The sequence below is a fragment of the Pseudomonas arsenicoxydans genome (assembly GCF_006438915.1).
GTDB classification, from domain to species: domain Bacteria; phylum Pseudomonadota; class Gammaproteobacteria; order Pseudomonadales; family Pseudomonadaceae; genus Aquipseudomonas; species Aquipseudomonas arsenicoxydans_A.
The window spans coordinates 68,423-92,707 of the sequence record NZ_RCZE01000003.1 but is presented as its reverse complement, the minus strand read 5'-3'; the positions used below and the strand labels follow the sequence as shown (position 1 = coordinate 92,707).

Here is a 24,285-nt window from a genome sequence, read left to right as displayed (position 1 = left end):
GGGTGCACCATGCAACAACCACTTCTGCAAATGACTGATGTGCACAAAAGCTACGGCTCGGTGAAGGTCACGGATGCCATCGACCTGACCCTGCAATCGGGTGAAGCACTGGGCATCATCGGCCCCAACGGCGCGGGTAAAAGCACGCTGTTCAACCTGATCGCCGGTGGCGTGGCTGCGGACAAAGGCACGATTCATTTCGAGGGCCGCAACGTCACCCGCGAACCGGTGTTCAAGCGCTGTAAGCAAGGCATTGGCCGTTCCCACCAGATACCGCACCCGTTCGTGAAAATGACCGTGTTCGAGAACCTGCTGGTGGGCGCGACCTTTGGTGCGCGGCTGCGGGACAAGGAGGCCAGCCAATGGTGTGCGCAGACGCTGGAACTCACCGGCCTGATGCACAAGGCCAACGTGCTGGCCGGTTCGCTGACCTTGCTCGACCGTAAACGCCTGGAAATGGCTCGTGCCTTATCGACTCGACCGCGTTTATTGTTGCTCGACGAAATCGCCGGTGGCCTGACGGAACCGGAGTGCCTGGCACTGGTGGAAACCATTCAGGGCATCCACAAGTCCGGTGTCGCCATTATCTGGATCGAACACATCGTGCACGCCTTGCTGGCCGTGGTCAGTCGCCTGACGGTGATCAACTTCGGCGCCAAACTTGCCGAAGGCGAGCCACGCAACGTCATGGCCGACCCTCGGGTCCAGGACATCTACATGGGCATCGGGAGCTGACGCATGCTGACCATCGAAAAACTCTGCGCCGGCTACGGCGATTTTCAAGCGCTGTTCGACATCAGCCTGACCCTTGAGGCTGGTGAAACCGTGGCGATCATCGGCTCCAACGGCGCGGGCAAATCGACATTCCTGCGTTCGCTCGCCGGGCTGATCAAGAACCAGCCGAGCGCCATTACGTTCAAGGGGCAGGCCATTGGCGACATGGCCGCCAATCAGGTGCTGGAGCGCGGCATCGCGCTGGTGCCGGAGGGCCGCAAGCTGTTTCCGTCACTGAGCGTCGAAGAAAACCTGCTGATTGGCGCCTACAGCAAACGCCCGGGACCGTGGACGCTGAAGCGCATCTATCAGCTGTTTCCGGTGCTGGAAACACTGCGCAAGCGACCCGGCACCGCACTGTCCGGCGGCCAGCAGCAGATGGTTGCGATTGGCCGTGGCCTGATGGCCAACCCGCACCTGCTGTTGTGCGATGAAATCAGCCTCGGCCTGGCGCCGACGACGATCAAGGACATCTACGCCGCATTGCCCTCGATCAAGGCCGACGGCACCACGGTGATTCTCGTCGAGCAGGACATCAATCAGGCACTGAGTGTGTGCGACCGCTTCTATTGCTTCCAGGAAGGGCGCGTGTCCCTGACCGGGCGCCCAGGAGACGCGGACAAAGCGCACATCAAAGCCGCGTATTTCGGGATCTAGTGATGGAATGGCTCAATACTTTGCTTCAAGGCGTATTACTCGGTGGCCTGTACGCGATGTTCGCGGTGGGGCTGTCGCTGATGTTCGGCATCATGCGCCTGGTCAACATCGCCCACGGCGACTTCATTGTGCTGGCGTCGTACCTGGCGCTGATGGTGGTCAATCATCTGGGATTCAGTCCGCTGGCCAGTTTGCTGATCGTGGTGCCGCTGATGTTCTGTTTCGGCTACCTGCTGCAACGGTTGTTGCTCAACCGCACGCTGGGCACGGACATTCTGCCGCCATTGCTGGTGACGTTCGGCCTGTCGATCATCGTGCAAAACGTGCTGCTGGAATTTTTCAGCGCCGATAGCCAGAAGCTGTCTCAGGGCGATCTTGAGGTCGCCAGTGTCGGCATCGGCAACCTGAGCGTCGGCGTGATGCCGCTGATCGTGTTTGGCAGTGCATTGCTGATCATCGGCGGTCTGCAACTGCTGTTCTACAAAACCTCGCTGGGCCGGGCGTTTCGCGCCACCTCGGATGACCAACACACCGCACGATTGATGGGCGTCAACAACGCGCACATCTTCGGCTTGGCCATGGCACTGGCGATGGCGGTGGTGTCGATTGCCGGAGTGTTTCTGGCGATCCGCACCAGTTTCGACCCCACCGTGGGGCCTGCACGGCTGTTGTACGGTTTCGAAGCGGTGATCATCGGTGGCTTGGGCAGCCTGTGGGGCACGCTGGCGGGCGGGGTGATTCTAGGCGTTGCGCAAACACTGGGCGCCAAAATCGATCCCGGTTGGCAAATTCTCGCCGGTCATCTTGTGTTTCTGCTGATCCTGGTCGTGCGTCCGCGTGGCCTGTTTCCCCGGAGTGTCGACTGATGAATGCCTTGAACAATCCCGCGCCGGTTTATCGCGTACAACGCACCACCACCAGCAGCACCATTGGCCTGGCCTTGCTCGGGCTCTGTGTGCTGGTGTTGTTCAGCGCGCCATTGTGGGCTGACCGCGCCAGCCTGCGACTGGTGGTGGAATTCGCCTACTACCTGGCCCTGGCACAAATGTGGAATTTGCTGGCGGGGTACGCCGGCATGGTTTCGGTGGGGCAGCAGGCGTTTGTCGGTCTCGGCGGGTATCTGTTGTTTATGCTGGCCACCCGGTTTGGCATTCCACCGTTGTTCGCGGTCCTGCTCTCGGGCGTGTTGGTTGCACTGTTGGCGATTCCCACGGCGCTGATCGTCTTTCGCCTGCGTGGCGCCTATTTCGCCATCGGCACTTGGGTGGTCGCGGAGGTCTTCCGCTTGGGCCTGGCGCAGATGAGCAGCCTTGGCGGCGGATCGGGACAGAGTTTGCCGGCGGCGATCGTGCGGCAAATCGGCAATGACCGTGACGGGCGTGAAACGCTGATTTATTTCACTGCCCTGGCGATTGCCATTGCCGCCGTGGCGGTGGTGTTCTTTTTGCTGCGTTCGCGGCAGGGGCTGGCCCTGGCGTCGATTCGTGATTCGGAACCGGCCTCCGGCAGCCTCGGTGTCGATACGTTCCGCACCAAACTGATGGTCTACGTACTGGCCGCTGGGTGGACCGGTGTGGTCGGGGCGTTGATCTTCCTGCAAAAGTTGCGGATTTCCCCGGATGCGGCGTTCAACCTGCAGGACTGGACCGCGGTGGTGATCTTCATCGTGATCATCGGCGGCATCGGCACCCTGGAAGGCCCGTTGATCGGCACGCTGATCTACTTCGTGTTGCGCGGTTGCCTGGCGCAGTACGGCGCGGTGTACATGATCATCCTCGGCGTGGTGGCGGTGGTGATGATGCTCAAGGCCCCGCAAGGGGTGTGGGGACTGATCAGCGAGCGCCTGGGCTGGCAGGTTTTCCCGATGCAGCGACGGTTGTCGATACAGCCCCGGCCATGACGCGCAGCATGGTTCTGGAGTGCGAGGTGCCGACAGGCTAACCTCGCTGTTCCTATAAGAACAAAAACATCCAGAGAGCCTGCCCCATGGATCGTTTACTCAGTGTCGAAGCCTTTGTGCGGGTGGCCGAAACCGGCAATTTCGCCAAGGCCGCCCAGCAACTGGGCGTGACCCGCTCGGTGATCACCCACCGTATCCAGCAACTGGAACAGTTCATCAACGCGCCGCTGTTCCATCGGAGCACCCGGCATGTGCGGCTCTCCGAAGTGGGCGAGACTTACTACAAGGAATGCGCCGACATGGTCGCGGGTTTCAACTCGCTGACCGAGCACATGCGTGAATTGCGGGCCAAGCCCACCGGCAAACTTCGGGTGCAGATGCTGCCGGGGTTTGCCATTGGTCACTTCGGCCGGATGTTGGCCGAGTTCACCCGGCTGTATCCGGACATCGAAGTCGACGTGATCGTCAACGACCGCGTGGTGGATCCCATCGAAGAAGGCTTCGACGTGGCGTTCCAGATGTTCCCACCGATGGCCGAGACGCTGATCGAGCGCAAGCTGTTCAGCGTGCGTCGTTTGTTCTGCATGTCACCCGATTACGCCAGCGAGTTCGGCGTGCCGACCCATCCCCAGGAACTGCTGCAACACAAAATTGCGTTGTACGAGGGTTATCCGTCGCGCAACCGCTGGATTTTCAGCCGTGAAGACGAGCAAGTAGAGCTGAGCTTGCCGGGGCAAGTGCGTTCGAACTCGGTGCATTTACTGCGCGATTACGCACAAACCGGGGTGTGCATTGTCTGCCTGCCGACGCTGGTGGCCAGCGATGATTTGCTCAGTGGCCGGTTGATTCCGGTACTCCCCGAGTACGCCTTGTCCTCCTTCAATTTCTCGGCGGTGTATCCCGCGACCCAGCGCCGGGCCTTGAAAGTGCGCACGTTGATCGACTTCCTGGTGGAGAACTTCGGCGATGAGCCATGCTGGGACAAGCCCTTGCTGGAGCGTGGCTGGGTGCGCTGAAAATATAGGTCGCTGGCTGAATACAAAACCTGTGGGAGCGAGCTTGAACTGGCGATAGCGGCGGGTCAGTCAACACTGATGTTGAACAGTAGTCCCCCATCGCGAGCAAGCTCGCTCCCACAGGGATTGCAGTGACCCCAATGTTTGCGTTTCGCGAACACTGTTGTCGCCGGTCCTCTAATTGTCCCAAGAGCAGCTGCGACGTACTGTTGGCTCACTGTTACTACAACAACAAAACGGTGAAAACCATGAGTAGCGCGGCAATCGAAACAGTCTTCGGCTCGCTGGACAACTACAGCAAAGGTTCGGTTGAAATCATCAGCGGCCAGGCCAGCCACTACGCCTTTTCGAACATTTTCGAAGTGGCGGAAAAATCCCTTCCATATGAAAAAGTCGTCGTCGGCCTGAACCTCGGCTACGTGATTGAAACCTTGCGCGCCGAAGGCCAGTCGCCTTGGTTCACCGCAGCGCACGACGAGTTCGCCATCGTCATGGACGGCGAAGTGCGGGTGGATTTCCTCAAGCTCGATACGCCGCTCAAGACCGGCGAGGGCACGCAATTGGCCGGTGACCTGCCGGCGGGCAAGCCAATGGGTTATGTGCTGCTCAAGCGCGGCCATCAATGCCTGTTGCCGGTGGGCACCGCGTATCGCTTTGAGGCCAGCCGCCCGGGTGTGATTCTGCAACAGACCATCAAAGGCCCGTTGTCGGTCGAGAAGTGGGCAGACATCTGCTTCAAGTGATCTGCCGAGCCCGACCGCCCATCCCACAACAACAAGAGGAAACCCGCCATGGCCATGCTTGAAACCGCCGCCGATACCGCCCTGTTTGCCGACGATGACGTCCAGGCCAGCGCGGCCCACGCCGTAACCGGCTACCGCTCATTCAAACTCGGCGCCTTCGAACTGTCGCGCGACGAGTATTTCGCCCGCATCACCTGGCCCGCCAAAGGTCAGACCCGCTCGCACCTGATTCCGGTCGATGCGTTCCTGCGCGCCATGATGCGCGACGTGGCCTGGGGGTTTTTCTACGGCTGGGTCAACTTCGACCAGGTCATCGGCACCCGCAATTACTACGGCAAAGTCGACCTGTACGCCGGTACTTTCAATGGCACGCTGAAGGCCGCAGGCGTCAACTACATCGAAAATTTCGAAACGCCGCTGATCATGGCCACCTTCAAGGCCATCCTGCGCGACTGGACCAACGCCACGTTCGACCCGTTCGCTGCACCGGAAGAGACCGGCAGCGCGTTCGGCCGCAAGAACGGTGACAACATCGAAGCCATCGAACGGTTCCGCATCGCCACTAAACGCATGCCGGGCCTGCCGGACGATTCGCCGCTGCGCAATGATCTGCCGGTCAATCGCCAGTTCATCGACGTGCCGCAGGACGAACCGCAGATCCACGCCGCCGAAGGTTTCGAAGGTGAGCTGCATGCGTTCAACCTGCACAAGTACCTGTCGCGCTCCGACGTGACCTGGAACCCTTCGGTGACTTCGGTGTGCAAGGCCAGCCTGTTCTGCCCAACCACCGAAGAATTCATCCTGCCGGTGTTCCATGGCAATGACCGGGTCGAGTGGTTCCTGCAAATGTCCGACGAGATCATCTGGGACGTCGGCGACAAGGACGACGGCAATCCCCGCGCCCGGATCACCATGCGTGCGGGAGACATCTGCGCCATGCCCGCCGACATCCGCCACCAGGGCTACTCGACCAAACGCTCAATGCTGCTGGTCTGGGAAAACGCCACGCCGAACCTGCCGCAACGTTACGAAAGCGGCGAGCTCAAGCCGTACCCGATCGAGTTCTAAGACCCCGTGTCTTGCCCGGCATCACGTCGGGCCATGCTTCCAGCCATTCAGTCAGACACTGCGCGATAGGCGCGGTGCGAGGAAACCATTATGCAAAATCAGCTCTATATCGATGGCCGCTTCGTCGATGCGGTCGCCGGTGGCACCATCGACGTGGTGTCGCCCCATGACGGCTCGTTGATCACCCGCATTGCCGCTGCTGAAGCCGCTGATATCGACCTCGCTGTCGCTGCGGCCAAACGCGCGTTCCCGGCCTGGTCGGCGCTGGGCGCGGCCGAGCGTGGACGCCTGTTGCTCAAACTCGCAGACAAGATCGAAGCGTGCAGCGAAGAACTGGCGCAGCTCGAATCCCTGAACACCGGGCATCCGATTCGCGATTCCCGCGGCCTCGACGTGCCACGTACCGCCGCTTGCTTCCGCTACTTCGGCGGCATGGCCGACAAGATCGAAGGCGCGGTGATTCCGGTCGAAGCCGGGTTCCTCAATTATGTGCAGCGCAAGCCGATCGGTGTGGTCGGGCAGATCGTGCCATGGAACTTTCCGCTGATGTTCACCAGTTGGAAAATGGGCCCGGCACTCGCAGCGGGCAACACCATCGTGATCAAACCTTCGGAAATCACCCCGTTGTCGACCTTGCGCATCGTTGAGTTGATGACCGAAGTCGGTTTCCCCAAAGGCGTGGTCAACGTGGTGCCGGGTTACGGCCACACCGCCGGGCAAGCGCTGGCGGAACACCTCGACGTGGGCAAGATTGCCTTCACCGGTTCAACCGCCACCGGGCGGCGGATCGTTGAAGCGTCGAAGAGCAACCTCAAGCGCATCCAGCTGGAACTGGGCGGGAAGGGGGCCAACATCGTTTTCGAAGACGCCAACCTGGAAGCGGCCGTGAATGGCGCGGCCTGGGCGATCTTTCACAACCAGGGCCAGGCGTGCATCGCCGGTTCGCGTTTGATTCTGCACAAGGACATCGCTGATCAATTCCTTGAACGCTTCATCGCCTTGGCCAAATCCATTCGCCTTGGCGACCCGATGGACCCGGAAACCGAAATGGGCCCGCTGACCTCGGCGCTGCACCGCGACCGCGTGATGGCCTACATCGATATTGCCATCGAGCAGGGCGGCAAGATTCTCGCCGGTGGCAAGGCGCCGGACGACAAGGCCCTGGCCAAGGGTTTTTATGTCGAACCGACGATTGTCGAGGCCAAGCCGAGTGATCGGGTGTGTCAGGAAGAAGTGTTCGGCCCGTTTGTCACCGTGGTGCGTTTCAGCACTGACGAAGAAGCCCTCGCCATCGCTAACAGCAGCGAGTACGGACTGGGCAGCGGCCTGTGGACGCAGAACCTCAGCCGCGCACACAAAATGGCAGACGCCATTCATGCCGGCATGTGCTGGATCAACTGCTACAAACGCGTCAGCCCTGGCAGCCCGTTTGGTGGCGTCGGTCAGTCCGGTTACGGCCGTGAGATGGGATTTGAAGCGATCCACGACTACACCGAAGCCCGTTCGGTGTGGGTCAACGTCGACGCGAAAATCCCGCCACACTTCAAACGCTGAGGCTTGTCATGAATCCATTTATCTACCAAAGCCTGCCGACCCGCGTGGTGTTCGGCTGGGGCAAACTCTCGGCGCTGGCTGAAGAAATCGAACGGCTAGGCGCGCGGCGAGCGTTGATCCTCACCACCCCTGAACAGCAAGGTCTGGGCGAACGGGTCGCCGCGTTGCTCGGTGACCGCGCTGCGGGGGTTTATGCCAAAGCGGTGATGCACGTTCCATTGGAAGTGGCGCAGGCGGCGCGGGTTGAAGCAGCGCGTCTGGATGCCGATTGCTGCGTGGCCATCGGCGGTGGTTCGACCATCGGTCTGGGCAAGGCGATTGCCATGGATTCCGGTCTGCCTATCGTCGCAGTGCCGACCACTTACGCCGGTTCGGAGATGACGCCGATCTACGGGCTGACCGAGAACCGCCTGAAAAAAACCGGACGTGATCCGAGGGTTTTGCCAAAGACGGTGATCTACGATCCGCAATTGACCCTGACCCTGCCGGCGCAAATCTCGGCCTGCTCAGGCATGAACGCCATGGCCCACGCGGTTGAGGCGCTGTATGCCCAGGAGGCCAATCCGATTATCGGTTTCATGGCCGAAGAATCGATCCGCTCGCTGGCGCAGGCATTGCCGGGCGTGGTCAAGGATCCCAATGACGCCGAGGCCCGCAGCCAGGCGTTGTACGGCGCGTGGCTGGCGGGCATTTGCCTGGGCTCGGTCGGCATGGCCTTGCACCACAAGCTTTGCCACACCTTGGGCGGGACCTTCAATCTGCCTCACGCCCAGGCCCATGCCATCGTTCTGCCGCACGCCGCGCATTACAACCGCGAGGCAGCGGCGGGGCCGTTGCAACGTGCCGCTCGCGCACTGGGTGGCAGCGACTCCAGTGAAGTCGGCGCCTTGCTGTATGCGCTGAACCAGAAGCTGGGTATTCCACTGGCATTGGCGGACATCGGCTTCCCCGCAAACGGTCCGGATGAAGCGGCGAAAATCGCCTGTGCCAGTCCTTATTACAATCCACGGCCATTTGAACAAGGCCCGATCGAAGCGCTGTTGACCCGCGCCATGCAAGGGCTGGCGCCAGCCTGACAGTCCAGCCATGACCATTCTCATCGGAATAACAACAATGACCGATCAAGACAAAGCTACGGAATCGCTGATTTCCGCGCAAGCCGTGAGCAGTTTCAACGACGCGCCCAATGCGCGTTACAAACAGATCATGCAAAGCCTGACGCGGCATCTGCACGCCTTTGTCAGCGAGGTCGAATTGACCGAACAGGAATGGTTTGAAGGCATCCGCTTCCTGACCGAGACCGGGCATAAATGCGACGGTCTGGTGCGTCAGGAATTCATTCTGCTGTCGGACACCCTCGGTGTGTCGATGCTGGTGGATGCGATCAACCACAGGCACAGCGCAACGGCGACCGAGACCACGGTGTTCGGGCCGTTCTACATCGACGGCATGCCTGATCGCGCTTTTGGAGAAAACATGGCCTTCACCCCAGGTGAGACCGCGCTGGTGCGTGGCCGCGTGGTCGATGTGCATGGCAATGCCTTGGCCGGTGCGGTGCTCGATGTCTGGCAGACCGCCGAGAACGGCATGTATTCCGGTCAGGACACCGAGCAGCCGTTCGGTAATCTGCGCGGTCGCTATCGCACCGACGCGGACGGCTGTTTTGCAATTCGCACGATTGTCCCGGTGGCTTACCCGATACCGACTGATGGACCGGTGGGGCGTATGCTCGATGCGGCCAGCCGTCATGCGTGGCGGCCCGCGCACTTGCATTTCATGATTGAGGTGCCCGGCTATCGCAAACTGGTCACGCACCTGTTCAATCACGATGACCCCTATCTGGCGTCCGATGCGGTGTTCGGCGTCAAACAGTCATTGCAGGTGATCTACGAAGACCGGATCAACCACGACGATGTGTCGGCCAGACTGGGTATGGACGTGCCGTTCAAACGCGCGTGCTACGAATTTGTGATGGAAGCCGAGTGAAGCATGGGCCAGTTTTTTGCGGTGTTTGCCACAGATCATCCGGATTCGTTGGCCTTGCGTCAGCGTTTGCGACCCAGCCATCAAGCGCATTTACGCGCGACCGAGCGCCATCGCGTGGTCGTGCGGTTCGGCGGTCCGACCCTCGATGAGGCCGGTGTGGCGATGAATGGCACGTTGCTGGTGATCGAGGCGCACAGCTTGCCGGAAGTGGAGGCGTTCGTTCAGGACGATCCGTACGTACAGGCCGGGTTGTTTGCGAGCATCCAGATCCGTCCGTGGTACTGGAGCCTCGGCAATCCGGAATTGCGTGGCTGAGCATGACCACGATCACGTTGTGCCAACTGGACGACATCGCCGACGGCGGCGCCCTCGGCCTGCCGCAGCATCAGCAACTGCATCCCGCCGGCCTGGTGGCGGTGCGGCAAGGCCGGCAGGTGTGGGTCTACATCAACCGTTGTCCGCATTTTTCGGTGCCCTTGGATTATCGCCCGCAGGAGTTTTGCACGTATCGTGGCAAGGTCTTGATGTGCGCGCACCACAGCGCGATGTTTCTTTTTGAAAACGGGCACTGTATCGACGGACCCTGCAAGGGCGCGCAGTTGGAGCCAGTGCCTGTGCGATGGGTCGACAACCGAGTGGTCATGGACGTCAACTGAGCGCTGCCGGCTTCTCCTCGTGCTCTTGCGCTACCCCCTCAGGCATCGCCAATGCCATAGCGAAATTTAACGCCGACATGTACATCAACCCTCTGCCAGGCTCGGCCAACCTGGCGTTTACACAAATAAAGTCGAACACCTCTTCTGCCTGAGCTACATCTACCACCACATTAACCATCCGGGTGAGCACCGCCTCTGGCACTTCGTAGCGGGGAGCTTTGGCGGCCTGCAGTATGGCCACGCCACGGCAATTAACGCTGTCCGCCCGGGTAATGCCATGCGTCTCTCGCAATAGCTGCAGCAGCGTGCGCTCGGTGCCATCGTCGGGCAACACGCAGGTAATGAGTTTTGCAGCCCCACCCGGTACGCCCGCGACCGCCAGACTCACGAGGGATTCTCCTGTTTCAGCATCTCGCGGGGGATGTAGGTCGCGACTTTTTCCACGGGGGTCGCATAGATCATTCCAGCGCCGGGAACATTCAAATTGGCCGCGTGATAGATCGCCTCGAGTACCGCGTCCTGGTAGTCGGCAGCGACCAGCAGGCTCACCACTTCCTTCTCCGCGTCGATGGCGATGCTCAGCAGGCCGAGCCGCTCACGGGGGCCAATCCCGCTGGCGTGGTAGACAATGGCGCCCGGCGCGCCCATGCCCTGGGCCGCCCGGATCACCAGATCGGCGCGCCCGACGGGAACAATGCAGGTGATCAGTGCAACGTCAGTGAGGTAGGTAATTCCTTCAGCTTTCATCCTGCTTCTCCCGTGTCCAAAAATTGCTTCGCAGGTTGTTCTGCGGCGGCCTTTGTCTGTCTCCACAACTGGAAACGCGCCCAGTGCCCGAGGAGCATGACGCTGATGACCGGGCCGACGGAGGCCATGCAAAGAATGCCGAAACCCTCGACGGCGTTGGTCGCATTGCCCAGTCCCAACCCCATGGCCAGAACGAGCGGAACGGTGATTGGCCCCGTGGTGACACCCGCGCTATCCCAGGCCACGTTGACGAACTCTTCGGTCGAAAAAATCGTCAGTACCACCGCGAGCAAGTAGGGCGGTACCACCAGCCAGACCAGTGGCAGGCCGAACACCAACTTGGCCACACCCAGGGCAATGCCGCAGGCGACACCTATCGATACCGCACGGATAAGGCCGCGCTTGCGGATAAAACCGTTGGTCAGCGTCTCGGCGGTGACGCCGAGCGCATTCAGCGCGGGTTCGGCGACGGTCGCCCCGTACCCGAGCACCCAGGCGAACACCAGTGCCACTACCAACCCCACCTCATACCGGTAGAGCGGGGAGTCGTCCGCGCCCGGCGTCTGCATGAAGGCCGCTGGAATCAGCGAACCGGCACTCCCGCCCAACTTCGACAGACCGTAGGTCAGGCCGAGATTGAACAGGCACATGCCCACCACGGTCAGGGCGATGCCGAGGAAAATCTCGCCGCGCCGTGGCAGGCTTTGCCGCAGCAGCAGTCTCAGTACGATCAGCAGGAAAATCACCAGTGGCACGATGGCCCGCAGTCCGGAAACGATCTCCAGTCCGGGGCTGACCGTGTACCAGTCAGCCGCCAGTTGTCCGGCGCTGGCCGCCGCCTGCGCCGCGGCGATGATGTCTGCCGGCGAGGAGATGGCAGACACATACAGGCCCAGCAGCATGACGCCGATGACGGGAAACAATGAGGCGAGGGTGACAATACCGAACCCGGACAGCCCGGAACCGCCCTTGCCGGCAGCCGCTGCGATGCCGATGCCCAACGCCAGCACCAGCGGGACAGTGACCGGCCCGGTGGTGACCGCGCCGGCATCCCAGGCCAGGCCGATAATCTTTGCCAGCTCAGGATCACTGCTCATGTACACCGTCAGCAGCAGCACGGGCGCCAGTGATAAATAGATCAACGGCTTCAGGCTCCAGCCGTAGAGGAAGCGCAGCGTGCCGATGACCGCGGCCAGGCCGACGCTGGCCCCCACCACCAGAACCAGTGCGCCGGTCCACTGATTGAGGATCGCCCAGAGGTAGGGCGCGCGCTCTGAAGAAACGTTCTGCCCGGCGGCGCGCAGCGCGCCAATGGCGGGCTCGGCGAAGGTTACCCCAATGCCCAACAACAGGGTCACCAGCAACACCACCGGCAGGGATAACTTGCGTGGAAGGTTGCTGCCGATGATTTCGCCGAAAGGCATCAGGCCAAGTTTCAGGCCTTCCATGAACAGCATCAGTCCGACGATGACGGCGAACAGGCCGGCCGTGACAAGCACCGAGTCCTCGACCAACTGGCGCAGGATGATGATCTGAAACAGCACCAGGTACAGGGCCAGCGGCACCACGGCGCGAAGCTGCTCCATGAAACGGACATTGAGATAGGGCTTGAGGATGGCGGCGATCTCGCCTCCATGTAATTTCACCGCTTTGTGGGGGGCGGCCTGCCAGTGGCCATCGGCATCGCGAACCGGTGCGGACACCAGTTCACGCATGGGTATTTCGCGGCGACCCGCTCCGATCTTATGCAAGTATTCGGCGTAGCGAATGGTGTCTTTCATAGAGTCATCTGTTGAGGTTGATCTACGGGTGTTCGACCATCAGGCGGTCTCGAATTGTTGCGACTTTTCTGCCCTCCGTTGAGTCATCAGCGTAGCAGTGGAGTTGAGGAGTGAGCCGATGTGAACCCGTTCCCCTTTAAACCCAGTTCCAACTGAACCAGATTGATCAACTCGTAGGCATCAATAGGCTTCAACAGAAAATCGACCACATTCAAATGCATGGCCTCGATGGCATCTCGAACCTCTGCATCTGCGGAAACGATGACAACGGGCAGGTCCGCCCACTCCGACTTTCGGATCTTGCGAATCAACGCCAGGCCATTGAGCGGGTACATATTCAGGTTAGTAATCACCAGCCCGATTGAACTGTCGATTTCCAACAAACACAGAGCCTCGGCAACACTGTCAGCCGTCACACACGCGATGCCGTTGACCTGGAGAATTTCGGCCAGTAACTCACGTGTAGCGTCGTCGTCATCGACGATCAAGGCTGTTTGAAGTGGCAATCCCGGGCCCTGAATGGCGGCGTTGATTGCCGCTCGCTCGGCGTCACTTAAAAGGTCGTAGTCGATCATCGGCTTCTTGGTAGGGAAGAGGGTTTCGAGGGTTTGAATTGAGCGACCAGCACGGCCGCTCAATTCAACTGCGCATTACCAGAGAATGTAAGCAGAGGCCGTTGTTTGATTCAGATCGATTTCACCGACTTGCAGTACTTCATATTCGGCACGGATACCAATATTGCGGAATACATCAAATTCAACACCGGCACCGTAAGTCAGGTCCACGCCAGTGTCGTCATCGCTGGCATTACCGTCCGCATCCCAAGCATGGGCACCGACACTACCGAACACTCGCAGGCGATCTCCTATTGGAAATCCAATATGAGTAGCGGCCTGAACTGATTTGCCATCGAAATCAAGATTCTTGTCCTCGAACTGCCCGAGATCAACAAAGGCACCTTCGAACGCCAGATAACTGTTGAGACGATAGCCTGCAAAAACCTTATAGCTGGTGTCGTCACCGCTCAGCTGGGATTTGTCGGCTTCAATGCTGCTGACGCCAGCGCCAAGATACAACCCTTTGTCATCCGCAAATGCCTGAAAAGACAGTAACGAAAGCAGCGAAACGAAGCCAAGGTTTCGAAATAACATGTGAGGTGAAGTCCTTCTACAGGTTGTCGGTGGTGAGGTGAACGCTAAGAATTTGAGTGATCGCGAAGGTTGATAGAAATCAATGATTGATATTTTGTGCGCGTTATAAGCCGTCAATCAGCCAGGCCAACGCCACGCCACATAAATACGCAGCCAGGCAAAAGAAAATCTTCTGTTTGAGCGGTAATGAATTCAATCGATAGCGCATGTTTGTCCCTTCGAGTGAGAAATAAGCAATGTTGGCCATTTGACTTGGCGAAGGAAAATTAATGATTGTTATTTTTGGGTCAGGTGCTTATCGAAGTTGCAGCTTTGTTGAGTGGCGCCGGGCGGTTTCCGAGGGCACTTCCCCATAAGCGTCGTGATACGCCTTGGAAAACCTGCTCAGGTGATGGAAGTTCCAATACATTGCCGTTTCAGTGACGGTTGGCCAGGTGTTGCGGATCAAGTCTCGGCGAACATTGGCGAGCCTTACATTCCTGATGTAGGCAATCGGCGTCACGCCGAACGTTTCGACGAAACCATGATGCAACGTGCGAGTCGTCGTGCTGAGTTGTTTGACCAGCGCTTTCATGCACAGCGCTTTTTTTGCATTGGCGTGGATGTATTCGATTGCTTCTAGCGCAACCTTTCTTCTCGTTGGGATTTTAAGCGCGGAACGCCCAACCGGCGTCAGTGCACGTAGCAATGAAGTCAGCAGTGCACTTTCAATGCCTGAAGCTTTTGAACTGCCACGCGGTTCTAAAGAGGGGGCTTTGACGTCGACAGCGCAAGCGCTGATGGCTTGAATGGCAGATTGTATTAATTTGAAATTGGCTACCTGAAAGCGCTGTTCCTTTCGATTGGCCAATACGTCGACAGCAGGATGATTTTCGACACACTGGGCGTAGTGCTCCAGCGTCGTGGTCAGGGTGAACAGCGTTTCATTCGGCTCGCAGGTGTAATGCACGGGTTCATCGCTGTGCAGCGCAATGATTTCGTTAGGGCGCAGTTCATGATCATTGACGATAGGGCGGCCAACGGACGTCTGTGAAATGGCGAAGCTCACACAGCCATGAGGAACAGCGCTGATCATCGTGACAGCCGAATCAAACTCCAGTCGACTGCATTGCACTCTGGGGCTGTGCATGAGCTTGTGCTGCCGAATGTTCGCCTCATGTTCCGATGTGATGAGGTTCATTTCCCATCGGCCAATGGTTCTGTTGGCGTTGTCCGCAGGCGCAGCGGTTATATGAAAGACTTCATCAGGGATGTTCATGGAATTGAAGGCTCTTCAGCTAAATGGAAGGTGCCAGGCAATGCCGGCATAAGCTCCAGCGACGCGGAAAAAACGTACGCGTCGCTCAGGGGTGAATCCACCAGGCTCTGAAGTTTACAGGGCGCTATCTTCGAGCCGAAGATGGCCGATGTTTCACTTGCCGGGCCGATGGCGGCGGCATCAAAGGCAAAAAAATCGTCGACTCGATAGTCTGTGCAAATCTTGTAACGAGAGTGTTCATCGTCCAGCGTCTTCTTGTTGCTTTCAACACGCGTCATCTCGGCACGATAAACTTCCTTGTCATAGGCCATGGCCTTGAGAGAAAGCAATACACCAAACGAAACGGTTGCGAAGTTTTTAAGCTGCATTGACGTGCTTTCCTTGTTAATGATTTTTCAGTCAGAGCCTGGTGGCAACCGCATTACGCTCACGGCTTGGTCGGTGGATGATCACGCGCCAGCGGTGCTGATTAAAGTCAAAAACTCATATTGCCCATGGTCAGGCACTCTGCGAAAACAATTATCAAAGCGGGATCAGAGAAGGGTCGTCATTGATAACGTAGTGTGGAGGAGGCGGTAGGGAGTTGTCGTTTGCCGCTTTGTCGTCATGAGATTCATTCTGGGTATAAATCTGTAGATGCGACAATTTCAGCTTTTCATTCGGACTCAATTCTATCGAGTAGAAATCAATCTCCGTGCTGCCGTTGGAGTATTCATCATGTGCCACTGAATGAAAGGGCAATGCCGCTAGAGACAGGACTGCCAGCATCTTGGTCATCATCGGTATGACGGCTCGCAAAAATGTATGTTTCGGGATAAGCCCAGAGCCGTTTTTGCTGATTAACAGCAGGCGCGGCTCCGAAAGCCATAGAGAAGGGACTTTGAAGGGGAGGGGCGCTTGATACAAATTAGTAATTATTATTTTTATTATTGACCCGGTTTCAGCGGGCTCAGTGATTCATGCAGCGCAGACGTCCAAGATCATGCACATAAAAACACACCGCTTTTTTATCATTGGTAGGGATCAATTCGTAGTTCAGAACCGCACCTTCTTGCAGAACATATTGGCGTCTGAAAAAAAGATCAGGCGTCTTTTCAATGGCAAAAAGTTCGGAGTCCTGGCTGAGTTTGACGTTGCTTATTTTGATCTGAACGTGATGTTTACTTTCGCGAATGATGTCCGCCGTAATCGTAGCGTTACGGCTTTTGCCGTTCAGACTCTCCAGAGTCGTTTGCGTCAGTCGACCGTGGCCAATGGTCAGATACTCTTCGGTATTGAGCTGATTCAGATCTTCCAGCCATTGACGGGTAATGGTTTGATAGCTGGTATTTTCCATGTAATAGGATGGCGAATAAAACAGGGAGAAAATGCAAACGGCGTTGATGATAGCCAGCACTGTCCAGTGCGCAAACGGCGGTATTGACTTCATAGGGTTGTCTCCAGGCATTGTCGGATCATCAATGCGAGGTCTTTTTGATCGCTATTTAATTGCAGATTTACAGTGCTTTCATCCGGGCGAATGCACGAAACGGAATAGTTTGACTTGAATAGATTCAGCCAGACCTGACCTTTCAAGTTCAGCGACGCCTGTTGCACCTGTTTAGCCGAAAGATCTCTCAAAGATTCAGCTTCAGCGACGCTATTGCCGACTGCATGGATTGTCAGGTCGTTCTGTTTGACGCTGGAAACCTCTACCTTTCGTTTGTCGAAATCAGAGTGGAAACCAGCAAATGCGCAGACGCCCAAGGTCAGGACATAAGCGACTGACAGAGCCTTGGTCATGTAAGTCGATTGTGTGGTTTTACCAAGCCGTAGCGGGACAGGCTCATTTTCTGCAGGCGCAGGCTCTTCAACAATGGGCGCAGAACGTTGCGCGGTTTCCTCTGTAGGCACCGGCAAGTCTGTCTGTGCATCGACGACATACTGACGGTTGAAACAATAACCTCGTCGAGGAACCGTCATCAGAATCTCATGATCCCGACTGTCATTAAGCAGGTTTCTAAGGGAAAAAACGGCCTGATTCAAACTGCCGGAGGCAACAACGCGGTCATTCCAGGTGTAGTCGATGATCTCCTCACGGCTTTTGGTCTGGCCGGGTTCCATCAGTAGCAGGTCCAGCAGACGCGATTCAGCTCTGCCAATCGTGGAGCTTTGAACATCGCCATGGGGCGTGGTGATGGAAAGCAAGGCGGTCTCGGGGTCGAAAAGGGCCATGGCACCATTTTTCAACGTGAAGGCGTAGCGCATGGGGGTCCTCCGTTCGGCGGTTCTGGCTGAGTATACAGACGGTTTGGATAGGCTGGATTTGACGCGATCCCTACGGGTCAGGGAGCTGAGCGAACAAGCGCGGAAGGTGCGGAGGGAGCCATTAGCGACGGCTGGAATAGCGCGTAAAAAGCATCACTGGAATCAGGCAAGGGTAACCCACGGAGTTTCTATCGAGGGCCGTGATGATGCTCGATTAGGGTCTTCGGCGCTATCCGAAAACTGCGAGGCAGGTTTTACAGGCAGGCCGGCGCTCCCTCAGGGAGCACCTGGATCAAGGCAAAACGTTGTAGCCACGCTGTTGCAGGCAACTGCTGTACACGGAGTTGTTGGCAGTGACGCTTTGCTCGGTGGCGGCAGCGTCCTGCCTGCGTTCCTGACGTTGTCTTGATCCCCCGATCACCACGCCGGCCGCGGCGGCGCTGCGCGCACGGTTCTGGCGATAGTCTTGCTTGATATCGTCGTCGACCTGATCGTAGAGGTCGTCATGTTGCCGGCCTCGAACCTCAGCGGCAGTGGCTCCGACGACCGCCGCTTTGGTCGCGCCTTTTACCCGACCGCCGGAGGGCGTTGTGTTTTGGATCGGGAATTGCGCATTGGCCTGTGATTGGCAGGCGCTGGTGTCTTGCTGGATCGTTTGGGAAGTTTGACTTTTTAGTGGCACCACCGTCACCGCCAATGCCTGCGAACTGGCGAACAATGCCAGGGCCGATAAGGTAAACGTCAGTATTTTCATCAAGCCGGACTCTCGTAAAACGTCGTTTCGTGGCCTGACGGTTTGTTCAGGCCAGCCGCTGAAACCCCACGCACGTCTACTCGCAATGGGGTACTCCGCAGGGGTTATTGCTTGGTCAGCACCGCGTGCATGTCATTCGTCACGTCTTTGAGTGCGGCCTTGAAGTCATTGGCGGCGATAGGCTGGCTGGCGTTTTTCAACGTCGCGCCGAACACCTTGCGGACCACCTTGGCGACCGCTAAACCGGTGTTGGCATCGATCAGATCGGCTTCAATAAACATCTCCGCCGTCTGATCGCGATGGCCGGTAGCGGCTTGAGTGGCGCCGATAATCCCGCCGATTGGAACGGCCTCATACCAATGCATGCCCTCGTTGTTGGCGCTGACATGGGTAATCGCCGCCTGCAGGATCAATGTCCGCGAAGCGGCCGGTGCCTGTTTTGCATTCGAGACAATGGTGTAGGAGGGGGCCAATGCTGTCTTGATGCTGTTGCTGGCCATCGTCTGTACATCTTGCAAGGTTTTCAGGTTGACGCGTTCAGTAGGTTTCGGTGCCGGATACAGCTCGACTTCCTTGAACACGACAGTGGAATAGGCGTGAGGATCAAACCCGGGCGACACCCAGCGCAGCACCTTCTGTTCACTCGGCGTCGTTTGTTCTTCCAGGCCCTGATAATTGGCCAGGAAGCCCGAATACTGCTCTTGCTGCGCCACCTTCGAGACGCAACCGACCTGAAACACGCAGCTCAAGGCGATACCCGCGATCCATTTATTCGACATGCTCATGTGTTCTGTTCTCAAGTGATGAAAGTTGTCATTCAGGTTCCGGCAAAGCGGGGCGGATGCTGCCCGCAATGGCTGGATAATCCGAATCAATAACCCTCAAATACTATTAAACGTCCCCGCCATTGCATGTCTGACCTCAAACCCGATTCCTTCCTTCACGCCTGTGTCATGAAATGAAAAGCCATTGTCGTCTGATGAGAAGCGGTTCCCCAGGCGGCGGTCAGGCGCTCGGCAACCCAGGCCAGGCCGGCACACCGTGACTTCCGAGTCGCTGCTCAAGAACGTCTTGCACCTTGGGTAGATAAACGAACGTGGCGTGAGTAAACCTCACGCCACGTTTTCGTTTATGGCTGTTTGTTGTTTATCGATCGTTAATTAAAGATTTGTCCTACGTCCATATCCTACTTCCCTGACTTCTTTCCTGATTGATCCCCCGCAAAGTCTCGCGCGCTCCATTTTCTGCGCGAGGGATTGCTCATGTTCGACCCGATTTTCCACTCCACTCCATGCCGTTCGGTGCGTTGATGGCGCACATCGCCCGCATCGAGCAGGAACTCGACAGTTTTCCGGACACCCTGTCGCTCTACCGTGAACAGCTGAAACGCTGGTTTAGCCAAGCGGCGGACAAAGCCAGTCACATGGCTGATTTGCCTTCGCTGATGGGTATGGAGCGGATCATTCGGTTCGGCGACACCCTCACCACGGTGAGCAGTGGTGATGACGAATTTTTCTCAACCGTCGTGCAGTGCCCTAAGGGCAAAACGCTAGAGATCGAGAGCAAGTTCGAATCGGTTTATGACATTCCGTTGGGGAATATTTCGGTCGATGTGATTGCCATGGATGGCGGCAAGATCACACCGGTCACGCTCGATGAAAATGGCAAAGGGACTTTTACGGGGGAAGCGGGCAAGTTCTATCGCATTCACGTCAACGATGCAGTAACGCCACAGCAAGTTGATGATCTTTTCTCGTCCTACGACGGCCTGACCCAGCAACTGGAAGGATGGCTACGCAAAGAGTGGGAAGGGTTCAAGCCGCAGTGGACGCAGTCGACCTTTGCGGCCGCCGGGAATGGATTGCTGGCGGGAGGCTGGGCGGCGGTCATGGGGGTATGGGATGGCCTGAGCCTTGTCTTTGACATCCTTAAAAATCCTGGTGCTCACCTTGAAAAGCTTGGCAGTGGTGCGCAGCACCTCATCGATCTGGCGAAACAATCACCAGCAGCGATGGAAAAAGCCATGCTGCTGGCTAGCGATGAAGCAGCGCTTTGTTTGCTGCTGCGCACAGCCAGCCTTTGGCTGGATATGCTGCCGCCGAGTGTGATTGCGGGCGAGTCGGCAAAGATCACCAGCCATGTGGCTACCTCTTTACTGATCGACCTGTTGATCGCTTATGCGCTGGCGTCCACGCGGGTCGGAATACCTGTCGCGAAAGCGTATTTAGCCTCGCGCGGACTTCAGTACGGGAAGGTATTGGCCGGTCTCGCGATACGTTTCGTCGAGGCAACTTTCAACATCCTCACCACCTTCATGAAGTACGTCGACCAGTACAAAGCAGTCGCCGCACGCGGTGTTGCTGCAGGTGTGAAAAAAGGTGGAGTGCTGTTGCGCTGGGATGCCAAACGCAACACCACCCTCAAGCAAAACGAACACCACGACAACGCCCCGGACCAGGCGAAAAACCCCAACGGCGACAGTGCCGACTCCGCCAACAAAACCGCCACCAACAAATGCCCGGTGTCGATGGTCACCGGTGAAGAACTGCTGACCCTGACCGACGGTGCGCTGGACGGCATTCTGCCGTTTGACTTCACCCGGCTCTATCGCACCAGTGCTGCCGAAATCGATTGCGGCCTCGGTTTCGGCTGGAGTCATTCGCTCTCCCATCGACTGGAGATCGACGGTGACAGCGTCATCTGGATCGACCACGAAAACCGTCGCACCCCGTTCCCGCTGCCGTCCGCTGAACGCCCGGCGATCCACAACAGCCTGTCGCGCGCGGCGATTTATCTCGGGGCTGAAGCCGAAGAACTGATCCTCGCCCAGGCCGGCGACGACACGCGGTTTTATCACTTTCGAAATGGTTTTTTGACCGCGATCAGCGACGCTTACGACAACCGCCTGCGCATCACCCGCGACCGCCAGAACCGCATCCAGCGCCTCGACAACGGCGCCGGCCGCGCCCTGCGCTTGCGTTATGAACGCAGCCATTTGGTCGCCGTCGATTACCAGGTGTTCATCCCGGCGCAGACGCTCGATGAGTGCTGGAAAACCGAGCAAACCCTGGTCAGTTACACCTACGACGAACGCGCACAACTGATCGAAGCCAGCAACGCCGCCGGTGAAAGCGAACGCTACGACTACGACGACCAGCACGTCATCCTCCAGCGGCAACTGGCCGGTGGGGCGAGTTTCTTCTGGGCGTGGGAACGGTCCGGCAAGGCTGCCCGATGTGTCCGCCACTGGGCCTCGTTTGCGCAGATGGATGCGCGCTACGTCTGGGATGACGTCGGCAGCGTCACCGTGCACAACGTCGACGGCAGCGAAGAGGTTTACGTCCACGACGAGCGGGCGCGACTGGTGCGCAAGGTCGACCTGGATGGCGGTGAACAGCTCAAGGCCTACGACGATGAAGGCCGGCTGATTGCGGAGCAGGACCCGCTCGGGGCGGTGACTGAATACCGCTACGACGAAGTCGGACGCCTGGTGGCGCTGATTCCGCCAGAAGACGAGCCCACGGCCTACGAGTACCGCAACGGTTTCCTGCACGCGCGCTATCGCGGCAAAGCGGTCTGGAAGTATCAGCGCAATGCCCAGGGTGACATCACCGAAGCGACCGACCCTGTCGGCCAGGTCACCCATTACCACTACGACGACAAAGGTCAGCTGCTGTCGATCCGCTACCCGGACACCAGCCGGCATGTGTTCGTCTGGAACGGCTTGGGGCAACTGGTCGAGGAGACGCTCCCGGACGGTGGGGTTCGGCGCTTTTCCTACGATGCACTGGGCCGGCAGATTACCCGCCAGGACGAACATGGCGCGGTCACCCAGTCGCAATGGGACGCCGTTGGCCGACTGATCCAGACGATGCTTCCTACCGGCGCCAGCCGCGCCTACAGCTACAACGCCTACGGCAAGATCACCGCCGAGCGCGACGAACTCGGTCGCATCACGCGCTACGACTACCTCGACGACCTGCACCTGGTCAGCCGCCGGCTCAATGCCGATGGCACCCAGCTGAAGTACCGCTACGACAACGCGCAGCTGTTGCTCACGGAAATCGAAAACGAATCCGGCGAGCAATATCGGCTGGACTACACCGCCGGCGGATTGATCCGACAGGAAACCGGCTTCGACGGCCAACGCACGGCCTACGCCTACGACCTCAATGGCCAGTTGCTGGAGAAAACCGAGTTCGGCGCTGACGGTTCGAAGCTGATCACTGCGTATGAGCGAGATTCAGCCGGGCGACTGCGGGTCAAAACCCTGCCCGACGGCGTCAAGGTCGAATACCGCTACGACAGCCTCGGCCGGCTGATCGGCGTCGACGACGGCCACGACCATCCACTGGAATTCGAGTACGACTCACAAGACCGCCTGATCACCGAACATCAGGGCTGGGGCACGCAGCGCTATGGCTACGACGCCTGCGGCCAACTCAATCGCCTGCGCCTGCCCGACGGCAGCAAACTCGATTACCACCACGCCAAGGGCGGCGCACTCACCGCCATCGACCTCAACGGCGCGCGGCTCACTAGCCACCAGTTTGCCTTCGGTCGCGAACAACAACGCCAACAAGGCCAGTTGCTCAGCGACTTTGCCTACGACGATCAGGGCCGTCTGCAAGCCCATGCCGTCAGCCAACAGCAACAACCGCTGTATCGCCGCGACTATGCCTACAGCGCCAACGGCAACCTCGACAGCATCGCCGACACCCGTCACGGCCAACGCAACTACACCTACGACCCGCTCAACCGCTTGACCCGCGTGCGCCACACCCGCGACACCCCAGCGGAATCCTTCGCCCACGACCCCGCCGGCAACCTGCTGATGCAGGACCGCCACGGCGCCGCGAAAGTGCTGGGTAATCGACTTCTCCTACAAGGCGACCGCCACTACGACTACGACGCCTTCGGCAACCTGATCCGCGAACGCCGTGGCACCGAGCAAAAACTCGTCACCGACTACCGCTACGACTGCCAACACCGCTTGATCGGCGTCACCACCCCGGACGGTCGCACCGCCAGTTACCGCTACGACGCCTTCGGCCGCCGCATCGCCAAAACCGTCGACGGAAAAACCACCGAATTCTTCTGGCAAGGCGACAACCTCATCGCCGAAAGCAGCCGCGAACACTACCGCAGCTACGTCTACGAACCCGGCAGCTTCCGCCCGTTGGCCATGCTCGACGGCAAAGGCCCACGCAAAGCCTGCCCGTTCTACTACCAACTCGACCACCTCGGCACACCGCAGGAACTGACGGATTACAGCGGCGAAATCGTTTGGTCGGCGAAGTACAACGCCTACGGCAAAGTCACGCAGTTGACGCTCGGCGGGGGCGAGCAGCTTGAGCAGCCGTTACGGTTTCAAGGGCAGTATTTCGATGCCGAGAGCGGCCTGCATTACAACCGGCATCGGTACTATGATCCGCAGGTTGGTCGCTACCTGACGCCGGACCCGATCAAGTTGGCGGGTGGGCTGAACCCGTATCAGTACACGCCGAATCCGACGGGGTGGGTTGATCCGTTGGGGTTGAGCGGGAATTGCCCACCGCCGAATAAGCCTGGGTGTCAGGCGCCGGATGATACGACTGGCGTTAGGGTTGATGAGGGAACGCCAACACTTCCAGAGCCCAGGGATAACTCAGCTCATAATGTGGCTCTTTTTGAGAGACAACGCGCGGGCTATGCAGCACAAGAAATAAATGCTGCTCAACCAGTAGGAAGCGCTCTGAAAGAAGATCCAATGCACAGAGCCCCTAGCTACGTTGTTGATCAGATACCTGCTCAGGGGAGGGTCTTTTCACTAAAGGGCGGTGATGGATCAAATAATACGCTCACACAGTTGGTAGGGGTGGTGAATAATAAAAATGGTGTTTATGAATGGATTGTAAATTTAAAGCTAGAGTTAACTCATCAGAGATTTATTCCGGATGGAAAAGTAACTGGAACACCAAATCAGACTCCATCCAGGCTACCTAAGTAGATGC

General features: G+C 58.3%; 24 protein-coding genes. 13 read left to right on the top strand and 11 right to left on the bottom strand.

Translation table 11 applies throughout. From position 1 onward, the window contains the following. Positions 1–9 precede the first annotated feature (9 nt). The 12 genes from EAH78_RS07035 to EAH78_RS06980 all read left to right on the top strand — a co-directional run bounded on the left by EAH78_RS07035 (position 10) and on the right by EAH78_RS06980 (position 10,354). Positions 10–735 carry an ABC transporter ATP-binding protein gene (locus EAH78_RS07035; RefSeq protein ID WP_140666949.1) on the top strand — a complete coding sequence of 242 codons (726 nt, stop codon included), beginning with the start codon at positions 10–12 and terminating at the stop codon, positions 733–735. Between the two features lie 3 nt (positions 736–738). Further along, entirely contained in the window at positions 739–1,431 is a 693-nt protein-coding gene (locus EAH78_RS07030; protein WP_140666948.1) for an ABC transporter ATP-binding protein, read from the top strand. A gap of 2 nt (positions 1,432–1,433) precedes the next feature. Continuing rightward, on the top strand, positions 1,434–2,297 hold the full coding sequence (locus EAH78_RS07025; protein WP_140666947.1) for a branched-chain amino acid ABC transporter permease: 864 nt from the start codon (positions 1,434–1,436) through the stop codon (positions 2,295–2,297). Further along, positions 2,297–3,331 carry a branched-chain amino acid ABC transporter permease gene (locus tag EAH78_RS07020; protein ID WP_140666946.1) on the top strand — a complete coding sequence of 345 codons (1,035 nt, stop codon included), beginning with the start codon at positions 2,297–2,299 and terminating at the stop codon, positions 3,329–3,331. The genes EAH78_RS07025 and EAH78_RS07020 overlap by 1 nt, the downstream gene beginning before the upstream one ends. Positions 3,332–3,417: 86 nt before the next feature. Then, positions 3,418–4,347 carry a LysR family transcriptional regulator gene (locus EAH78_RS07015; RefSeq protein ID WP_140666945.1) on the top strand — a complete coding sequence of 310 codons (930 nt, stop codon included), beginning with the start codon at positions 3,418–3,420 and terminating at the stop codon, positions 4,345–4,347. 248 nt (positions 4,348–4,595) lie between these two features. Next, positions 4,596–5,090 carry a hydroxyquinol 1,2-dioxygenase gene (locus EAH78_RS07010; RefSeq protein ID WP_140666944.1) on the top strand — a complete coding sequence of 165 codons (495 nt, stop codon included), beginning with the start codon at positions 4,596–4,598 and terminating at the stop codon, positions 5,088–5,090. Positions 5,091–5,138: 48 nt separating this feature from the next. Next, complete coding sequence (locus tag EAH78_RS07005; protein ID WP_140666943.1) at positions 5,139–6,158, top strand: hydroxyquinol 1,2-dioxygenase; 1,020 nt, start codon at positions 5,139–5,141, stop codon at positions 6,156–6,158. 90 nt (positions 6,159–6,248) lie between these two features. Continuing rightward, positions 6,249–7,712 (top strand): aldehyde dehydrogenase family protein, encoded by a 1,464-nt coding sequence (locus EAH78_RS07000; protein ID WP_140666942.1) that lies wholly within the window; start codon positions 6,249–6,251, stop codon positions 7,710–7,712. Positions 7,713–7,720: 8 nt separating this feature from the next. Beyond that, the gene (locus EAH78_RS06995) at positions 7,721–8,788 is read left to right on the top strand and encodes a maleylacetate reductase (RefSeq protein WP_140666941.1); all 1,068 of its coding nucleotides are present in this window, start codon (positions 7,721–7,723) and stop codon (positions 8,786–8,788) included. 37 nt (positions 8,789–8,825) lie between these two features. Continuing rightward, complete coding sequence (locus EAH78_RS06990; RefSeq protein ID WP_140666940.1) at positions 8,826–9,698, top strand: dioxygenase; 873 nt, start codon at positions 8,826–8,828, stop codon at positions 9,696–9,698. 3 nt (positions 9,699–9,701) lie between these two features. Further along, a complete protein-coding gene (locus tag EAH78_RS06985) occupies positions 9,702–10,013 on the top strand; it encodes a YciI family protein (RefSeq protein ID WP_140666938.1) in 312 nt (103 codons plus the stop codon). A 2-nt stretch (positions 10,014–10,015) separates the two neighbouring features. Continuing rightward, positions 10,016–10,354: a Rieske (2Fe-2S) protein gene (locus tag EAH78_RS06980; RefSeq protein WP_140666936.1), complete on the top strand. Its 339-nt coding sequence runs from the start codon at positions 10,016–10,018 to the stop codon at positions 10,352–10,354. Here EAH78_RS06980 and EAH78_RS06975 read toward each other — a convergent pair. The 11 genes from EAH78_RS06975 to EAH78_RS06920 all read right to left on the bottom strand — a co-directional run bounded on the left by EAH78_RS06975 (position 10,347) and on the right by EAH78_RS06920 (position 19,077). Further along, on the bottom strand, positions 10,347–10,742 hold the full coding sequence (locus EAH78_RS06975; RefSeq protein ID WP_193560072.1) for a hypothetical protein: 396 nt from the start codon (positions 10,740–10,742) through the stop codon (positions 10,347–10,349). The two genes, EAH78_RS06980 and EAH78_RS06975, sit on opposite strands and share 8 nt — an antisense overlap. After that, on the bottom strand, positions 10,739–11,101 hold the full coding sequence (locus tag EAH78_RS06970; RefSeq protein WP_140666934.1) for a P-II family nitrogen regulator: 363 nt from the start codon (positions 11,099–11,101) through the stop codon (positions 10,739–10,741). The genes EAH78_RS06975 and EAH78_RS06970 overlap by 4 nt, the downstream gene beginning before the upstream one ends. After that, positions 11,098–12,882 (bottom strand): DUF1538 domain-containing protein, encoded by a 1,785-nt coding sequence (locus EAH78_RS06965; RefSeq protein ID WP_140666932.1) that lies wholly within the window; start codon positions 12,880–12,882, stop codon positions 11,098–11,100. The genes EAH78_RS06970 and EAH78_RS06965 overlap by 4 nt, the downstream gene beginning before the upstream one ends. Positions 12,883–12,968: 86 nt before the next feature. Next, positions 12,969–13,457, bottom strand: coding sequence for a response regulator (locus tag EAH78_RS06960; protein WP_140666930.1), 489 nt, complete (start codon positions 13,455–13,457; stop codon positions 12,969–12,971). Between the two features lie 75 nt (positions 13,458–13,532). After that, positions 13,533–14,033, bottom strand: a complete 501-nt coding sequence (locus tag EAH78_RS06955; protein ID WP_140666928.1) for an outer membrane beta-barrel protein — start codon at positions 14,031–14,033, stop codon at positions 13,533–13,535. Positions 14,034–14,328: 295 nt separating this feature from the next. Beyond that, complete coding sequence (locus tag EAH78_RS06950) at positions 14,329–15,291, bottom strand: AraC family transcriptional regulator (RefSeq protein ID WP_140666926.1); 963 nt, start codon at positions 15,289–15,291, stop codon at positions 14,329–14,331. Continuing rightward, entirely contained in the window at positions 15,288–15,659 is a 372-nt protein-coding gene (locus EAH78_RS06945) for a hypothetical protein (protein ID WP_140666924.1), read from the bottom strand. The genes EAH78_RS06950 and EAH78_RS06945 overlap by 4 nt, the downstream gene beginning before the upstream one ends. Before the next feature lie 581 nt (positions 15,660–16,240). Next, a complete protein-coding gene (locus tag EAH78_RS06935; RefSeq protein WP_140666920.1) occupies positions 16,241–16,720 on the bottom strand; it encodes a hypothetical protein in 480 nt (159 codons plus the stop codon). Then, positions 16,717–17,538 (bottom strand): transcriptional regulator, encoded by an 822-nt coding sequence (locus EAH78_RS06930; RefSeq protein ID WP_140666918.1) that lies wholly within the window; start codon positions 17,536–17,538, stop codon positions 16,717–16,719. Before EAH78_RS06930 ends, EAH78_RS06935 begins: the two co-directional genes overlap by 4 nt. A gap of 292 nt (positions 17,539–17,830) precedes the next feature. Beyond that, positions 17,831–18,292, bottom strand: coding sequence for a hypothetical protein (locus tag EAH78_RS06925; RefSeq protein WP_140666917.1), 462 nt, complete (start codon positions 18,290–18,292; stop codon positions 17,831–17,833). Positions 18,293–18,396: 104 nt separating this feature from the next. Continuing rightward, positions 18,397–19,077: a DUF3313 domain-containing protein gene (locus EAH78_RS06920; protein WP_140666915.1), complete on the bottom strand. Its 681-nt coding sequence runs from the start codon at positions 19,075–19,077 to the stop codon at positions 18,397–18,399. Positions 19,078–19,601: 524 nt separating this feature from the next. Here EAH78_RS06920 and EAH78_RS33225 point away from each other — a divergent pair. Then, a complete protein-coding gene (locus EAH78_RS33225; RefSeq protein WP_430539921.1) occupies positions 19,602–24,281 on the top strand; it encodes an RHS repeat-associated core domain-containing protein in 4,680 nt (1,559 codons plus the stop codon). The last annotated feature ends 4 nt before the right edge of the window (positions 24,282–24,285 follow it).

What these genes read in the sequence shown, in the direction of transcription:
- EAH78_RS07025 (WP_140666947.1), top strand. Translation starts at nt 1,434, where the DNA reads ATGGAATGGCTCAATACTTTGCTTCAAGGCGTATTACTCGGTGGCCTG.
- EAH78_RS07000 (WP_140666942.1), top strand. Translation starts at nt 6,249, where the DNA reads ATGCAAAATCAGCTCTATATCGATGGCCGCTTCGTCGATGCGGTCGCC.
- EAH78_RS06920 (WP_140666915.1), bottom strand. Translation starts at nt 19,077, where the DNA reads ATGAGCATGTCGAATAAATGGATCGCGGGTATCGCCTTGAGCTGCGTG.
- EAH78_RS06980 (WP_140666936.1), top strand. Translation starts at nt 10,016, where the DNA reads ATGACCACGATCACGTTGTGCCAACTGGACGACATCGCCGACGGCGGC.
- EAH78_RS33225 (WP_430539921.1), top strand. Translation starts at nt 19,602, where the DNA reads ATGGCGCACATCGCCCGCATCGAGCAGGAACTCGACAGTTTTCCGGAC.
- EAH78_RS06960 (WP_140666930.1), bottom strand. Translation starts at nt 13,457, where the DNA reads ATGATCGACTACGACCTTTTAAGTGACGCCGAGCGAGCGGCAATCAAC.
- EAH78_RS07030 (WP_140666948.1), top strand. Translation starts at nt 739, where the DNA reads ATGCTGACCATCGAAAAACTCTGCGCCGGCTACGGCGATTTTCAAGCG.
- EAH78_RS06990 (WP_140666940.1), top strand. Translation starts at nt 8,826, where the DNA reads ATGACCGATCAAGACAAAGCTACGGAATCGCTGATTTCCGCGCAAGCC.
- EAH78_RS06945 (WP_140666924.1), bottom strand. Translation starts at nt 15,659, where the DNA reads ATGCAGCTTAAAAACTTCGCAACCGTTTCGTTTGGTGTATTGCTTTCT.
- EAH78_RS06995 (WP_140666941.1), top strand. Translation starts at nt 7,721, where the DNA reads ATGAATCCATTTATCTACCAAAGCCTGCCGACCCGCGTGGTGTTCGGC.
- EAH78_RS07010 (WP_140666944.1), top strand. Translation starts at nt 4,596, where the DNA reads ATGAGTAGCGCGGCAATCGAAACAGTCTTCGGCTCGCTGGACAACTAC.
- EAH78_RS07015 (WP_140666945.1), top strand. Translation starts at nt 3,418, where the DNA reads ATGGATCGTTTACTCAGTGTCGAAGCCTTTGTGCGGGTGGCCGAAACC.
- EAH78_RS07020 (WP_140666946.1), top strand. Translation starts at nt 2,297, where the DNA reads ATGAATGCCTTGAACAATCCCGCGCCGGTTTATCGCGTACAACGCACC.
- EAH78_RS06950 (WP_140666926.1), bottom strand. Translation starts at nt 15,291, where the DNA reads ATGAACATCCCTGATGAAGTCTTTCATATAACCGCTGCGCCTGCGGAC.
- EAH78_RS07035 (WP_140666949.1), top strand. Translation starts at nt 10, where the DNA reads ATGCAACAACCACTTCTGCAAATGACTGATGTGCACAAAAGCTACGGC.
- EAH78_RS06925 (WP_140666917.1), bottom strand. Translation starts at nt 18,292, where the DNA reads ATGAAAATACTGACGTTTACCTTATCGGCCCTGGCATTGTTCGCCAGT.
- EAH78_RS07005 (WP_140666943.1), top strand. Translation starts at nt 5,139, where the DNA reads ATGGCCATGCTTGAAACCGCCGCCGATACCGCCCTGTTTGCCGACGAT.
- EAH78_RS06985 (WP_140666938.1), top strand. Translation starts at nt 9,702, where the DNA reads ATGGGCCAGTTTTTTGCGGTGTTTGCCACAGATCATCCGGATTCGTTG.
- EAH78_RS06965 (WP_140666932.1), bottom strand. Translation starts at nt 12,882, where the DNA reads ATGAAAGACACCATTCGCTACGCCGAATACTTGCATAAGATCGGAGCG.
- EAH78_RS06935 (WP_140666920.1), bottom strand. Translation starts at nt 16,720, where the DNA reads ATGAAGTCAATACCGCCGTTTGCGCACTGGACAGTGCTGGCTATCATC.
- EAH78_RS06955 (WP_140666928.1), bottom strand. Translation starts at nt 14,033, where the DNA reads ATGTTATTTCGAAACCTTGGCTTCGTTTCGCTGCTTTCGTTACTGTCT.
- EAH78_RS06970 (WP_140666934.1), bottom strand. Translation starts at nt 11,101, where the DNA reads ATGAAAGCTGAAGGAATTACCTACCTCACTGACGTTGCACTGATCACC.
- EAH78_RS06930 (WP_140666918.1), bottom strand. Translation starts at nt 17,538, where the DNA reads ATGCGCTACGCCTTCACGTTGAAAAATGGTGCCATGGCCCTTTTCGAC.